At 68.3% G+C, this 14267-nt stretch carries 12 protein-coding genes; 8 read left to right on the forward strand and 4 right to left on the reverse strand.

The window, feature by feature from the left end; all coding sequences use genetic code 11:
- Positions 1 to 9: 9 nt before the first annotated feature.
- The 7 genes from flgB (at position 10) to G472_RS0113755 (ending at position 5960) form a co-directional block, all read left to right on the forward strand.
- Positions 10 to 420, forward strand: a complete 411-nt coding sequence (gene flgB, locus G472_RS0113725) for a flagellar basal body rod protein FlgB (RefSeq protein ID WP_029008869.1) — start codon at positions 10 to 12, stop codon at positions 418 to 420.
- Positions 421 to 436: 16 nt separating this feature from the next.
- A complete protein-coding gene (gene flgC, locus G472_RS0113730) occupies positions 437 to 850 on the forward strand; it encodes a flagellar basal body rod protein FlgC (protein ID WP_029008870.1) in 414 nt (137 codons plus the stop codon).
- A 25-nt stretch (positions 851 to 875) separates the two neighbouring features.
- Complete coding sequence (gene fliE / locus G472_RS0113735; protein WP_029008871.1) at positions 876 to 1181, forward strand: flagellar hook-basal body complex protein FliE; 306 nt, start codon at positions 876 to 878, stop codon at positions 1179 to 1181.
- A 26-nt stretch (positions 1182 to 1207) separates the two neighbouring features.
- Positions 1208 to 1486, forward strand: coding sequence for a flagellar biosynthetic protein FliQ (locus G472_RS0113740; protein ID WP_029008872.1), 279 nt, complete (start codon positions 1208 to 1210; stop codon positions 1484 to 1486).
- Positions 1487 to 1505: 19 nt separating this feature from the next.
- Positions 1506 to 2276, forward strand: a complete 771-nt coding sequence (fliR, locus tag G472_RS0113745; RefSeq protein ID WP_029008873.1) for a flagellar biosynthetic protein FliR — start codon at positions 1506 to 1508, stop codon at positions 2274 to 2276.
- 18 nt (positions 2277 to 2294) lie between these two features.
- Positions 2295 to 3374: a flagellar biosynthesis protein FlhB gene (flhB, locus tag G472_RS0113750; RefSeq protein ID WP_029008874.1), complete on the forward strand. Its 1080-nt coding sequence runs from the start codon at positions 2295 to 2297 to the stop codon at positions 3372 to 3374.
- Between the two features lie 63 nt (positions 3375 to 3437).
- Positions 3438 to 5960: a PAS domain-containing hybrid sensor histidine kinase/response regulator gene (locus G472_RS0113755; RefSeq protein WP_029008875.1), complete on the forward strand. Its 2523-nt coding sequence runs from the start codon at positions 3438 to 3440 to the stop codon at positions 5958 to 5960.
- Here the strand turns inward: G472_RS0113755 and G472_RS37165 are convergent.
- Positions 5941 to 8166 (reverse strand): diguanylate cyclase domain-containing protein, encoded by a 2226-nt coding sequence (locus G472_RS37165; RefSeq protein WP_051340793.1) that lies wholly within the window; start codon positions 8164 to 8166, stop codon positions 5941 to 5943. The two genes, G472_RS0113755 and G472_RS37165, sit on opposite strands and share 20 nt — an antisense overlap.
- Positions 8163 to 9212: a TRAP transporter substrate-binding protein DctP gene (gene dctP / locus G472_RS33070; protein ID WP_051340794.1), complete on the reverse strand. Its 1050-nt coding sequence runs from the start codon at positions 9210 to 9212 to the stop codon at positions 8163 to 8165. Before dctP ends, G472_RS37165 begins: the two co-directional genes overlap by 4 nt.
- Positions 9213 to 9411: 199 nt before the next feature.
- Here dctP and recA point away from each other — a divergent pair, with 199 nt between their 5' ends.
- Positions 9412 to 10491: a recombinase RecA gene (recA, locus tag G472_RS0113770; RefSeq protein ID WP_029008876.1), complete on the forward strand. Its 1080-nt coding sequence runs from the start codon at positions 9412 to 9414 to the stop codon at positions 10489 to 10491.
- Between the two features lie 82 nt (positions 10492 to 10573).
- Here the strand turns inward: recA and G472_RS0113775 are convergent, their stop codons facing one another.
- Positions 10574 to 11080: an RT0821/Lpp0805 family surface protein gene (locus G472_RS0113775; protein ID WP_029008877.1), complete on the reverse strand. Its 507-nt coding sequence runs from the start codon at positions 11078 to 11080 to the stop codon at positions 10574 to 10576.
- Between the two features lie 105 nt (positions 11081 to 11185).
- Positions 11186 to 14260, reverse strand: a complete 3075-nt coding sequence (locus tag G472_RS0113780) for a multidrug efflux RND transporter permease subunit (RefSeq protein ID WP_029008878.1) — start codon at positions 14258 to 14260, stop codon at positions 11186 to 11188.
- Positions 14261 to 14267 lie beyond the last annotated feature (7 nt).

The raw sequence follows: 14267 nt of genomic DNA on the forward strand, positions 1-14267 counted from the left end.
GAGAGCACCATGGACCTCAACAACCTCGCCCTCTACAAGCTGCTGACGCGCAAGATGGACTGGCAGACCCAGCGCCAGGAGGTGCTGGCCCGCAACATCGCCAACGCCGACACGCCCGACTTCAAGCCGCAGGACCTGAAGCCCTTCACCTTCCGCGACGCCCTGGCCGACAGCCGGCGGCTGAAGGCGTCGACCACCGCCGCCAACCACTTGCAGGGCACCGTTCCGGTCGGCGGGCTGAACAAGGAACAGCGGGTGCGGGCACCCTACGAGACCGCCCCCGACGGCAACGCCGTGGTGATCGAGGAGCAGGTCATGAAGGTGTCCCAGAACGCCATGGACTACCAGACCATGGTGAACCTCTACCGCAAACAGATCACCATGCTGAAGATGGCGCTGGGCCGCGCCGGCGGCGGTTGAGCGACGGAGGCGACGGATGGCCGATCTTTTCAACACCATGGCCGTGTCGGCCTCGGGCATGAAGGCGCAGGGCGCCCGCCTGCGCGTCATCGCCGAGAACATGGCCAACGCCAACTCCACGGCGGAGACGCCGGGCGACCTGCCCTACCGCCGCAAGACCATCACCTTCGCCAACGAGGTCGACCGCCAGCTCGGCATCGAGACCGTGCGGGTCGCCAAGATCGGCGTGGACAAGGGCGACTTCCAGCGCCGCTACGATCCCGCCCACCCCAGCGCCGATGCCGACGGCTACGTGCTGTTGCCCAACGTCAACACGATCATCGAGTCGATGGACATGCGCGAGGCCCAGCGCTCCTACGAAGCCAACCTGTCCGTCATCGAATCGGCGCGTCAGATGATGATGCGCACGATCGACATCCTGCGCGCCTGATCCTCACGCCCGGAGAGCCTTCGCCATGGTCGCCAACGTCGCCAACGTCATCGCCGCCTATGCCAACACCGCGTCGCGCACGGCCGGTGCCGGCATGGCGCCGCGCGACGAGGGGCCCACTTTCGGCGAGGTCCTGCAGGAAACGGCGAAGTCCGCCGTCGACACCCTGCGCCGGGGCGAGACGGTCACCGCCCTGGCCGCGGTCGGCCAGGCCGACCTGTCCGACGTGGTGCAGGCGGTGTCCAACGCCGAGGTGACGCTGCAAACCGTCACCACCGTGCGCGACAAGGTCATCACGGCCTACCAGGAAATCCTGCGCATGCCGATCTGACGGCGGCGCGTGCGAAAGCGTCCGTCATGACCGATACCGAAGTCATCGAACTGTGCCGCACCACGCTGGTGACGCTGGTCATGGTTTGCGGACCGATCCTGCTGATCATGATGGTGGTGGGAACGGTCATCTCCGTGTTCCAGGCGGTCACCCAGATCCAGGAACAGACCCTGTCCATGGTGCCGAAGGTGCTGATCGTCTTCGGCGTGTCGATCCTGTTGATGCCCTATATGCTGGGCGAGATGACCGAGTTCTTCAATCTGGAGATCGCGGACCGCATCGTCGCCATCGGCACCGGCCGCTGACGGCCCGCGGAACGGGCCGATGGACATCATCCCCACCCTGTTCGCCGACCAGATCTATGTCTGGCTGCTGGTGTTCGCGCGGGTCGGCGCCGCCTTCATGGTGATGCCCACCATCGGCGACCCGTTCGTGTCCGCCCGCACCCGTCTGCTGTTCGCGCTGGCGGTCAGCGTCGTCGTGGCGCCCGTGCTGCGGCCGCAGCTTCCACCCGAACCGCAGCAGGCGCTGGCGCTGGTGACGCTGATCATCGGGGAACTGACCGTCGGGGTGTTCATGGGCACCATCGCGCGTCTGCTGGTGGGCGCGCTGGAGGTGGCCGGGACCATCATCGCCACCCAGTCCGGCCTCGCCATGGCCCAGATGTTCAACCCGGCGCTGGGCAGCCAGGGCACCCTGCCGGGCGCCCTGATGGGCTGGCTGGGGCTGCTGATGCTGTTCGCCACCGACCTGCACCATCTTCTGATCATGGCGGTCGTCGACAGCTATCATCTGTTCGTGCCGGGCGCGGCGCTGCCGGTCAACGACATGGCCGACCTGATCGCCCGGCTGGTGTCGCGCAGCTTCCTGATCGGCGTCCAGATGGCGGCGCCGTTCCTGATCATCGGCCTTATGTTCGGCGTGGCGCTGGGCATCCTCAGCAAACTGGCGCCGCAGATCCAGGTGTTCTTCCTGTTCATGTCCACGCAGGTGGCGATCGGCCTGTTCCTCTTCGCCCTGACGCTGTCGGGCATGATGCTGTTCTGGCTGTCGCACTTCGAGTCCACATTCATCGAATTCCTCAGCCCGACCTGACCACCGAGGGAGTGCCGGGTGTCCGAAGACGCTGACGAGTCATCAAAAACAGAAGACCCAACAGAGAAAAAGAAAGAAAAGGCTCGCGAAGAAGGGCAGTTCGCCCGCAGCCAGGAGATCAACAACTGGCTGATCGTCGCCGTCATGTTCATCGTCCTGGTGTCGATGCTGCCGAGCACGTTATCGGGTTTGCAGCGGCGCCTGACGTTCTACATCGAGCATGTGTACCAGATCCCGATGGACACGGGCGGCGTGGGACAGGTCCTTTATCGCGTGGTCGGCGACGTGCTGTGGGCTCTGTGGCTGCCGGTGGTGCTGCTGGTCATCGCCGGCATCCTCGCCTCCGTCGCCCAGACGGGATGGCACATCTCCTGGAAGCTGATCATCCCGAAGTTCAGCAAGCTCGACCCCCTGAAGGGGTTGAAGCGGATCTTCTCCGGCGGGGCCCAGGCGGTGGAACTGGCCAAGGGCGTGGGAAAACTGCTGCTGGTGGGCGGGGTCTCCTACCTGGCGCTCCTGCCCATGCTCCGCTCCATCGAACTGTATGTGGGCATGGACCCGTTCGGCCTGCTGGCGTCGATGGACGACATCGCCTTCACGCTGCTGGCGGGTGTCCTGGCGGTGTTGTCGATCATCGCGGCGGGCGATCTGGCCTGGCAGACCTACAGCCACAACAAAAAGATGAAGATGACCAAGCAGGAGGTGAAGGACGAGCACAAGCAGGCCGAAGGCGACCCCGTGGTCAAGGGACGCATCCGCCAGCTCCGCTTCGAACGCGCGCGCCAGCGCATGATGGCGTCGGTGCCGCAGGCCGACGTGGTGGTGACCAACCCGACCCACTATTCGATCGCGCTGAAGTACGACCCGCAGACCATGCAGGCGCCGGTGCTGCTGGCCAAGGGTGTCGACAGCGTCGCCATGAAGATCCGCGAGGTCGCCACCGAGCACGACATCCCCATCGTCGAGAACCCCCCGCTTGCCCGTGCGTTGTACGCCACCGTCGACATCGACGAGGAGATTCCGGCGGAGCACTATCGTGCGGTTGCCGAGATCATTACCTATGTTTTCAAGCTGAAGCAGCGGAGCTTCGGACGCTAGGTCGGCGTCGGCACGGGCACCGCTGCGGAAACGGCAAGGCGGAACGGCAAGGCGGGAGAGCCGGTGGGCGACGCAACCTCCATTCTCGACGGCCGGCGCGACCGGACGGCCCGGCCGCCCCGGCCGGAGCCGGCCGGGCTGACGGCCCTGACCGTCGTCTCCCGGGCCCTGGGCGGGGCGGGACTGGCGACGGCGGCGGCGGGGCTGGTCGCCGGCCACATCGGCCTCGCATGGGCCGGCGTGGCGACCGCGGCGGCCGGCTTCGTCGCCCTGCTCGTCCGCGTCAGCCGCCTGCGCCGCCGCGTGGAACGCGACGGCGCGCTGGTGACGGGAGCGCTGGAGGGGCTGACCTGCGGCGAGGCGGTGTGCGACGCTGACGGAAAGCCCGTTTTCGTCAACAGCACCTTCTCCGCCCTGGTCGATGTCCACCCCGGCGAATCGCCGGCGGCGGCCCTGAAACGGCTGGTCAGCGCCGATCCCGACGGGGTGGCCGGGCTGGAGCGGGTGCAGGAGCGCGCGCGCGCCGGGGTCGCGGCCACCACCGAGATCCGCATTCCCCGCGGGGACGGGCCGCCGGAATGGCGGCGGCTGCAGGCCCTGCCGGTTGCCGGCTTCCCGGGCGCCATCCATTGGCGCCTTGAGGACATCACCGCCCGGCGGGAGCTGGAGCAGGTCATGCTGCGCGAGCAGAGCAAGCTCGTGGACTTCATGGACCACGCCCCGGTGGGGTTCTTCTCGGTCGACCAGGACGGCGCCTTCCTGTTCGTCAACGCCACCCTGGCAAAGTGGCTCGAATCCACGCCGGGCGAGCTGATGGATGGCGGTCGCCACCTGCACAACGTGCTGGCCAACCCGCCGCGGGGGGCCGCCCCGTACGACCTGTTCGAGGCGGGCGGGCCGGAGCAGCGCGGCGAACTGACCATGTGCGGCGTTCGCGGCCGGCGTTTTCAGGCGTCCGTCGCCCAGTCGGTGGTGATCGCCGACGACGGGCGCACGGTCCACACCCGCTCGGTCGTGCGCGACCTGACACCGGAGCGGGAATGGGAGGAGGCCCTGCGCCTCTCCGAACAACGCTTCCAGCGGTTCTTCGAGGATGCCCCCGTCGGCATCGCCCTGGCCGACGAATCCGGCCGGCTGGCGGAATGCAACGACGCCTTCCTGACGCTGACCGGCGCCCGCGCCGGCGACGTGATCGGCCGGCCGACCGCCGAGCTGATCGAGCCGGGCGAGCGGGACCTGGTCGACGCCCGCCTGCGCGAGGTTCTGGGGGGCTCCGATCCCGCGGCACCGCTGGAGGTCCGCCTGTCGGGCGAACGGGACGTGGTGGTCCAGCTCTACGCCCGCCGCCTGGGCCGCCCCGGCGCGGATGCCGGGACGGGCCTGATCCTGCACTTCATCGATCTGACCGAGCGCAAGAGCCTGGAGGCACAGTTCGCCCAGTCGCAGAAGATGCAGGCGGTGGGGCAGTTGGCGGGGGGCGTGGCGCACGACTTCAACAATCTGCTGACGGCCATGATCGGCTTCTGCGATCTGCTGCTGCTGCGCCACAAGCCGGGCGACCATTCGTTCAGCGACATTATGCAGATCAAGCAGAACGCGAACCGCGCCGCCAACCTGGTGCGCCAGCTCCTGGCGTTCTCCCGTCAGCAGACCCTTCAGCCCCGCATCATCAACGTCACCGACGTGCTGGCGGAGCTGTCCAACCTGCTGCGCCGGCTGATCGGCGAGAACATCGACCTGAAGATGATCCACGGCCGCGACCTGGGCCTGGTGAAGGTCGACCAGAACCAGCTCGAACAGGTCATCATCAACCTGGTGGTCAACGCCCGCGACGCCATGGCCGGCGCCGGCGGGCGCCTGACGGTGGTCACCGGCAACTACACCGTCACCGCCCCGGAACGGCGCGAGCATGAGGTGATCCCGCCGGGAGAGTACGTGTCGATCGAGGTGATCGACACCGGCATCGGCATCCCCCGGGAGAACCTCCAGCGCATCTTCGAACCGTTCTTCTCCACCAAGGAGGTGGGATCGGGCACCGGCCTCGGGCTCAGCACCGTCTACGGCATCGTGCGCCAGACGGGCGGCTTCATCTTCGTGGACAGCGCACCCGGCCAGGGCGCCAAGTTCACCATCCTGCTGCCCCGCCACCAGGGCCAGCCCGCACCGGTCGAGACCGGCGAACCGCGCGAGCGGCGCGGCAGCGATCTGACGGGCACCGGCATCATCATGCTTGTGGAGGACGAGGACGCCGTGCGCGTCTTCTCCGCGCGCGCCCTGCGCAACAAGGGCTATCAGGTGCTGGAGGCAAAGAACGGCGAGGCGGCGTTGCAGCAGATCGGCGACGACGGGGGCCGCATCGACCTGCTGATCACCGACGTGGTGATGCCGCAGATGGACGGGCCGACGCTGGCCCGCCGGGTGCGGGAACGGCGCCCGGACATGAAGGTGATCTTCATCTCCGGCTACGCGGAGGACCGCTTCAAGGACGAGTTCGATGGCGCCGGCGCCGCCCACTTCCTGCCCAAGCCCTTTTCGCTGAAGCAGCTCGCGTCCAAGGTGAAAGAGGTCATCCGCGGTCCGGGCTGACGGACGCCACCGGCGGCAGGGGCATCGGGGATTCGCAGCGGGCATAGAATCGGACCGTCGCGCGCCCCGCCTGCTTGGCCTCGTACATGGCGGCGTCGGCGTGACGGATCAGCGTGTCGGCGTCGGTGGCATCGACCGGGAACACACTGGCGCCGATGCTGGCGCCGATCTCCACCGTGCCGAACTCCAGCTCGAAGGGCCGCGCCATCGCCGTCAGGATGCGCGTCGCCACGCTCACCGCCTCGGTCTCCTCGCGGATGGCCATCAGCACCACGAATTCGTCGCCGCCCAGGCGCGCCACCGTGTCGTCGTCGCGCACGGTGGTGCGCAGGCGGGCCGCCACCTGCACCAGCAGCTCGTCCCCCGCCTCGTGCCCGAAGGTGTCGTTCACCGGCTTGAACCGGTCCAGATCGATGTAGAGCAACGCCAGCCGCCCGCGGCTGTGCCGCGCACCGTCCATGGCCCGGGCCAGGCGGTCGCGCAGCGTGTTGCGGTTGGCCAGCCCGGTGAGGGCGTCCAGGTGGGCCTGCTGCCACACCCGCTCGGCGGCCAGCTTCTCGGCGTTGATGTCGTCCTTGACGGCGACGAAGCTGACGGTTCGGCCGTCCTGTCCCAGGATCGGCGCGATGGCCGCGCGTTCCCAATAGACCTCGCCGTTCTTGCGACGGTTGCGGAACTCGCCGTGCCAGACGCGCCCGGCCGTCAGCGCCTCCCACAGACCGCGATAGGTGTCCGGGGGCGTTTCGCCGCTTTGCAGAAAGCGGGGGTTCTGCCCCTTCGCCTCGTCCGCCGTGTAGCCGGTGGTGGCGGTGAAAGTCGGGTTGACATAGGTGATCCGCCCCTCCGGATCGGTGATGACGATGGAACTGGGGCTGTGCTCCAGCGCCTTCAGCAGGGCCGCCGTGCGCTCCTCGGCGCGGCGCCGTTCGGTGATGTCCACCAGGATGCCGACGACGCCGCCGGGCGTGCCGTCGGCCCGCGCGAACACCGCCTTGCTGGCGATGATGACGCGCTCGGTGCCGTCGGGAAAGCGGGTCGGCTGTTCATAGGACAGGGCTCCGCCGCCCTCCAGCACCCGGCGATCGGCGGCCTCGTGCGCGGCGGCATCGGCGGGCAGGAACAGCGAATCGGTGCTGCGTCCGGACAGCTCACCGCTGCGGCACCGCACCAGCTCCTCGAAGGCGGCGTTGCAGCCGAGATAGCGCAGCTCCGTATCCTTCCAGTAGATCGGCAGAGGAATGGTGTCGAGCAGCGCGTTGCGAAAGGCGAGTTCATCGCGCAGCCCGTCCTCGGCGACGCGCCGATGGCGGGCGTGCAGGACCAGCACCCCGACCATGGCCAGCAGCAACGCAGCGGAGGCGCCGAGCGTGGTGGCCAGCAGCCACGCTTCGTGCCACCAGTTCGCCAGGGCGGTGTCCCGCCGCACCGCGGCGGCAAGGCGGAAGGGGAAGTCGGAAAGCTGGTGGACGACGACGATCCACGGCGGTGTCGCGGGCCGGTCCGCCGCAGCGGCAAACGGCCCCGGCCCGGCATCATCCGCCGCTGCGTCCGACGGCTGCGGCCAGGTCGCCAGCACGGTGCCCTGTGCGTCGGTCAGCCGCGCGGCCTCGGCCGTTACCCCGATGGCGGGCGACGACAGCGGGGCATAGAGCCGCTCCACGTCGACCACCGCCAGGACCATGCCGGCGAACCCGCCACCGGCGACCACCGCCCGGCTCAACCCGACCAGCGCCCGCCCTTCGTGACCCATCTGCGCCGCCGTCTCGTATTGGAAGGTGGCGAGCTGGTCGCGGTGGCGGCGGAAGAAGTCACGACCGGACACGTTCTCCAGACCCGGCTGGCGACGGCCGGCCAGGGCGACCGTCGCGCCGCCGGCGTCGTACACCAGCAGGCTGACCGTATGGGACGAGGCGAGATGACGGCGGGCCAGGGTTTCGAGGGTCGCCGCGGACAGCAGGACATCCGGTTCGCCCGATGCATCGCCGAGGTGTTCGGCCAGTTCGCGCAGGCCGAAGTCGACCAGGGCCAGGACCCCGCTGATCTGCTGGCCGTGCACGCGCGCCTCATGATGCAGCGCCAGTTCCGCCATCTCCAGCGCCGCCTCGCGCGACGACCACAGGCTGGAGGCCAGCAGCGCCGTCAGCGCGGCCAGGGCGACCGCCACCGCCTGGGCGATGTTGCCGCCCCCCCACCCGCCCCGGCTCATGGCGACGCCGCCCCGGCGGTCGGCCGGTCGAGCGCCGCAGCGAAGGCGTCGACAATCGCCGGGTCCATGCCCGTGGCGGCGACCCAGGCGTCCTGGCGGTCGCGCAGGCGCTCGCGCCAGGACGCCAGGACCTCCGGCGGCGGCGTCACCAGCATCACGCCGTTCTCCGACAACACCCGCCGCGCCTCCTCCTGCGCCGCCGCAGTGTCGCGGCGTGCGGTATCGACCTGCTCCTCCCAGGTCGCGGTCAGCAGATCCTGCAGATCCGGCGGCAGCCGATCCCACAGGTAGCGGGACACCAGCGGCACATAATGCGAAAAGTAGGCGCGGTCCTCGAACGCATGGCGCACCCCCTGCCGCCACAGCTCGGCGCTGACCACGGTGGCGTGGGTGCTGAGCAGCCCGTCGATCCGCCGGGTCCGCAGGGCGTCGGGCAGCTCGGTCCAGGGGACCGCCACCGGCCGGGCTCCCAGCGCCTCGAGACGCAGATCGTTGATGTCCCCGCCGGGGGAGCGGATGCGCAATCCCTGCAGATCCTTGATGTCCCGCACCGGCCGCTCCAGCGTGTAGACATGAGCGAAGCCCAGATGCACCCACCGCCCGGGAAGGTACAGCCCGGTGCTGTCCATCAGCCGCGCGTTCAGCCGCGCCCCGGTGGACCCGTCAAGAATACGGTCGACGTCGAGGCTGTCGCGACCATAGACCATGGGCAGAAGCAGCGCCCCCACGGTCGGCTCGTACCGGTCGAGCTGCCAGGTGCCCGGAAGCGCCATCTCGATCCGGCCCTGCTGAAGCGCCCCCACCACGTCGCGGTCCCGGTACAGCGTGCCGCTGTGATGAAACTCGACGGTCAGCCGGCCGGCGGCGCGCTCCCGAAGGGTGTCGGCGAAGCGTTGAAGGATGCGCGTCTGGACGTGGGTCGGCCCGTTCTCGGTGGAAATCCGGACGAGCAACGCCGGCTCCGCCGCAGCGTTGCCGTCCGCCGCCACGGCTGCCAGCGCACTGAGCAGCACGACCACCGCCGGTCGAACAGCCATGATGCGCATGAAAGGAACACCTCGCGGACCGGGACACCCCTTTCGATATAAGCGCATTCCTGTATGCACGGCAATCATCGGATGTGGCGGCGGGACGCTGCTCGTTTCGAACAAACCATGAATACCCCCTTGCGCATGAGAACAAAAAGCGTACAATCGGGCCGTTGCAGTTCGCCCGGCCGTGTGGTCTAAGGAAGGGATACGCGCTATGACGTCCCCGCAGCTTCGTGTGGTTGAAAAGGATTCCATGGACAAGCAGAAGGCTCTGGACGCCGCGCTGAGCCAGATCGAGCGTGCCTTCGGCAAGGGCTCGATCATGAAGCTCGGGGCCCGTGAGAACATGGTCGAGACGGAGGTGATCTCCACCGGCTCGCTCGGCCTCGACATCGCGCTGGGCATCGGCGGGCTGCCGCGCGGCCGCATCGTGGAGATCTACGGACCGGAAAGCTCGGGTAAGACAACGCTGGCCCTGCACGCCATCGCCCAGGCCCAGAAGAACGGCGGCACCTGCGCCTTCGTGGACGCCGAGCACGCGCTCGACCCGACCTACGCCCGCAAGCTGGGCGTCAACATCGATGAACTGCTGATCTCCCAGCCCGACGCGGGCGAGCAGGCGCTGGAAATCGCCGACACGCTGGTGCGCTCGGGCGCCATCGACGTGCTGGTGGTCGACAGCGTCGCCGCCCTGGTCCCGCGGGCCGAGCTTGAAGGCGAGATGGGCGACAGCCACGTCGGCCTGCACGCCCGCCTGATGAGCCAGGCGTTGCGCAAGCTGACCGGCTCGATTGCCAAGTCGAACTGCCTGGTGATCTTCATCAACCAGATCCGCCTGAAGATCGGCGTCATGTTCGGCAACCCGGAAACCACCACCGGCGGCAACGCGCTGAAGTTCTACGCGTCGGTCCGCCTCGACATCCGGCGCATCGGGGCGATCAAGGACCGCGACACGGTGGTCGGCAACCAGACGCGCGTGAAGGTGGTCAAGAACAAGATGGCCCCGCCCTTCCGGGTGGTGGAGTTCGACATCATGTACGGCGAGGGCGTGTCGAAGGTGGGCGAGTTGCTCGACCTCGGCATCCAGGCCGGGGTGGTGGAGAAGTCGGGCGCCTGGTTCTCGTACGACGGCACCCGCATCGGCCAGGGCCGCGAGAACGCCAAGACCTATCTGCGCACCCACCCCGACGCCGCCAAGTCCATCGAGGACAAGATCCGCGCCAACGCCGGCCTCGTTGCCGACGCCATGATGGGCACGCCGGAAACCGACGGGGACGCCTCCGGGCCGGAGTGAGCGGCCGACCGGCGCGTTTCCATAAGAAAAAGCCCCTCTCCGGCCGGAGAGGGGCTTTTCTTTTGGTGGTTGCCGGACCCGCCTACTGCACCATGCGCCAGGACCCGTCCGCCTGCTGGCAGGCGGTGCCGGTGACCTGCTGCATCCGCCCGCCGATGGAGGCGGTGGTCTGGAACTCCCGGCAGTACTGGCCGCCGGAGGCGTAGCCGTCACGGACCGGGGTGTAGCTGCCCCAGTTGCCGTTCTGCGGGTTGTTCCAACTGATGGTCTGGCCGACGGGGGCGCCGTACGCCGTCCGCTCCGCCTGCTGGGCGTAGGCGAGATCGGCCCGGTCCATGGACGCGCCGGCCGCACTGCCCAGCGCCGCACCCAGCAGGGTGCCGACGCCCACCGCCACCAGCTTGCCCGTGCCGCCGCCGAAGCGCGATCCGGCAAGGCCGCCGACGACGCCGCCCAGCACGGCGCCCGCCATCTGCTTGTTGCCGCCGCCGTCGCCATACCCGTAACCGCCGCCGGTGCCGCTCGACATGCACCCCGTCACCAGGAGTGCGGAGCAGAGCAGGGCCGCCACCGACCGACTGAGCCTCATCATCGTCATGCCTCGGAAAAAGCGTTGATACGATCGTAAACGCGCGAAGGGGCGGTTCTATTCCCGAACGATCGGGGTGCCGCGCCTTTATCACAGAGCCACCCCTCACGACACCGACGCGATCTCCGCCATGCGGTCGGAGGTGGCCGCCGCGTGGTGGTCCTTCGCCAGCACCGTGTAGACCGCCGGCAGCACGAAGAGGGTGAACAGCGTGCCGATCAGCATGCCCGCGACGATGACCAGACCGATGGAGAAGCGGCTGGCGGCACCGGCGCCGGATGCGGTCAGCAGCGGCACCAGGCCCACCACCATGGCCGCCGTCGTCATCAGGATGGCGCGCAGGCGCACGCGGGCCGCCTGTTCGATGGCGGTGCGGCGGTCGACCCGGCCGGCCACCTGCATGTCGCGGGCGAACGCCACCATCAGGATGCCGTGCTTGGAGATCAGGCCGATCAGCGTCACCAGCCCCACCTGGGTGTAGATGTTCATGGTCGCCAGACCGAGGAACAGCGGCAGCAGCGCGCCGAAGATCGACATGGGCACGCTGACCAGGATCACCAGCGGGTCGCGCAGCGATTCGAACTGCGCCGCCAGCACCAGGTAGATGATGACCATGGCGAAGGCGAAGGTGATGATGAGCTGGTTGCCCTCGCTGACGTACTGGCGCGATTCCGACAGGAAGTCGTGGGAGAAGCCGGCCGGCAGATGGATGCGCGCCTGGTCCTCCAGGAAATCGACGACCTGCCCCATGGTGACGCCCGGCATCGGCACGGCCGAGAAGGTGGCCGAGGGAAGCTGGTTGTACTTGGACAGGGCGTTGGGCTCGATCTCCGTCTCGATGCTGACCACGGTCGACAGCGGGATCTGCATGCCGTTGGTGGCCGGGACATAGTACTGGGCGAGATCCTCCGGGGTCAGGCGCTTGCTGCGCGGCACCTGCGGAATGACCTCGTACGACCGACCGTTCAGGTTGAACCGGTTGACGTAGTTGCCGCCGACCAGCACGCCCAGCGTGTCGCCGATGTTGGCCATGGAGAGGCCGAGGTCGGCGGCCTTGGAGCGGTCGACGATCATGCGGTAGGACGGGCTGCTGAACTGCAGGTCGCTGTCGGAGATGATGAACATGCCGCTTTGCTGCGCCGCCGCCTTAATGCGCTCCATGGCGTCGTAGATGGTGCGGTAGTCGCCGGGGCTGGAGATTACCATCTGCACCGGCAGGCCACCGGTCGAGCCCGGCAGGGCCGGCGGCGACACCAGGAAGATGTTCACCCCCGTCACCTGCGCCAGCGCCGCCTGGGCCTCCGGCTGGACCTCCTTGGCCGAGCGGGTGCGCTCGTCCCACGGCTTCAGGATCATGCCGGCGAAGCCCTGGGTGGGTGTGGGCGCGCCGTTGATGACGAAGCGCGTGTCGGTCTCCGGGAATTCCGCCAGGATGGAGTCGAGCTGCTTTCCGTAGGCGTCGTAGTAGTCGAGGTTGGCGTACTGCGGCGCCTTGGTGATGCCGAACAGGATGCCCTGGTCCTCTTCGGGGGCCAGCTCCGCCATGGTGTTGGCGAACAGGAACCCGACGGACAGCAGGATGCCCAGGCCGAAGACCAGGGTGGCGGCGCGGTGTTCCAGGGCGCCGTGCAGGCGGCGGGAATACCAGTTCTCCAGCCGCGTGAAGTTGCGGTCCACGAAGCGGGCGAAACGGCCGGCGTTCATGTCCGGCGTCAGCAGCACCGAGCACATCATCGGCGACAGGGTCAGCGCGACCACGCCGGAGATGATGACCGCCCCGGCCAGGGTGAAGGCGAACTCGCGGAACAAGGCACCGGTCAGCCCGCCCAGGAAGCCGATCGGGGCATACACGGCGGCCAGCGTGATGGTCATGGAGATGACCGGCCCGACGATCTCCCGGGCGCCGATCAGCGACGCCTGCACCGGACTCTTGCCCTCCTCCAGGTGGCGGTGGACGTTCTCCACCACCACGATGGCGTCGTCGACCACCAGGCCGATGGCCAGCACCATGGCCAGCAGCGTCAGCAGGTTCAGCGAGAAGCCGAACGCCAGCATGAAGGTGGCGGCGCCGATGAGCGACAGCGGGATGGTGACGATCGGGATGATCACCGCCCGCACCGAGCCGAGGAACAGGAAGATCACCACGATGACGATGGCCACCGCCTCCACCAGGGTCATCACCACCTCGTCGATGGACGCCTGGATGAAGCGGGTGCTGTCGTAGACGATCTCCATCTCCAGCGACGGCGGCAGGTTGCGCTCCAGCTCCGGCACCAGCTTGCGGATGTCTGCCACGATGTTCAGCGGGTTGCCGGTCGGCGTGGAGTTGACGCCGATGAAGATGGCCTGCTGCCCGTTCATCGCCACCGAGGAGTCCGTGCGCTGGGCGCCCAGTTCCACGGTCGCGATGTCCTTCAGCCGCACCAGCGACGTGCCGCTGGCCTTCACCACCATGTCGCGGAACTGCTCCACGTCGGTCAGGCCGGTGTTGGTCGTGATGTTGGTGACGACGAAGACACCCTTCGCCTGGCCGGGGGCGGATTGATAGTTGTTGGACTGGATGGCGGCGCGCACGTCGGACGCGGCGATGCCGCGGGCGGCCATCTTCTCCGGATCCAGCCAGACGCGCATGGCGAAGGTCTGGCCGCCCAGGATCTGCGCCTCCGACACGCCCGGAACGGTGGACAGCACCGGCTGCACCACGCGGGTCAGGTAATCGGTGATCGCCGCCTCCGACAGCTCGGGGCTGGCGAAACCCATGTACAGGATCGAGGTCGTCTCGCCCGTCGACTTCAGGATGACGGGGTCGTTGGCCTCGCGCGGGAGCTGGTACTTCACCTGCTGGACCTTCGCCATGACGTCGGTCATGGCGATGTTGGGGTCGAAGTTCAGGCGGATGTTGGCCGTCACCACGCTCATCCCCTGGGTGGAGGAGGAGGTGATGTAGTCGATGCCCTCGGCGGTGGAGACGGCCTGCTCGATGGGCGTGGTGATGAAGCCCTGCATCAGGTCGGGCGACGCGCCGGGATAGAGCGTCGTCACCGTGATGACGGTGTTCTTCAGCTCGGGATACTGGCGGATCGGCAGGTCGAACAGGGCCCGCGCGCCGACCAGCAGGATCAGCAGGCTGACGACGACCGACAGCACCGGCCGGCGGATGAAGATGTCGGTGAACGCCATGGCGGCG

This window comes from Azospirillum halopraeferens DSM 3675 (genome assembly GCF_000429625.1).
In the GTDB taxonomy this organism is placed as follows: Bacteria; Pseudomonadota; Alphaproteobacteria; order Azospirillales; family Azospirillaceae; genus Azospirillum; species Azospirillum halopraeferens.

Excerpts from the sequence above, each read along its gene's own strand:
- G472_RS0113780 (WP_029008878.1), bottom strand. The coding sequence starts at position 14,260 with ATGGCGTTCACCGACATCTTCATCCGCCGGCCGGTGCTGTCGGTCGTC.
- G472_RS0113775 (WP_029008877.1), bottom strand. The coding sequence starts at position 11,080 with ATGAGGCTCAGTCGGTCGGTGGCGGCCCTGCTCTGCTCCGCACTCCTG.
- G472_RS37165 (WP_051340793.1), bottom strand. The coding sequence starts at position 8,166 with ATGAGCCGGGGCGGGTGGGGGGGCGGCAACATCGCCCAGGCGGTGGCG.
- recA (WP_029008876.1), top strand. The coding sequence starts at position 9,412 with ATGACGTCCCCGCAGCTTCGTGTGGTTGAAAAGGATTCCATGGACAAG.
- dctP (WP_051340794.1), bottom strand. The coding sequence starts at position 9,212 with ATGCGCATCATGGCTGTTCGACCGGCGGTGGTCGTGCTGCTCAGTGCG.
- fliE (WP_029008871.1), top strand. The coding sequence starts at position 876 with ATGGTCGCCAACGTCGCCAACGTCATCGCCGCCTATGCCAACACCGCG.
- flgB (WP_029008869.1), top strand. The coding sequence starts at position 10 with ATGGACCTCAACAACCTCGCCCTCTACAAGCTGCTGACGCGCAAGATG.
- G472_RS0113740 (WP_029008872.1), top strand. The coding sequence starts at position 1,208 with ATGACCGATACCGAAGTCATCGAACTGTGCCGCACCACGCTGGTGACG.
- fliR (WP_029008873.1), top strand. The coding sequence starts at position 1,506 with ATGGACATCATCCCCACCCTGTTCGCCGACCAGATCTATGTCTGGCTG.
- flgC (WP_029008870.1), top strand. The coding sequence starts at position 437 with ATGGCCGATCTTTTCAACACCATGGCCGTGTCGGCCTCGGGCATGAAG.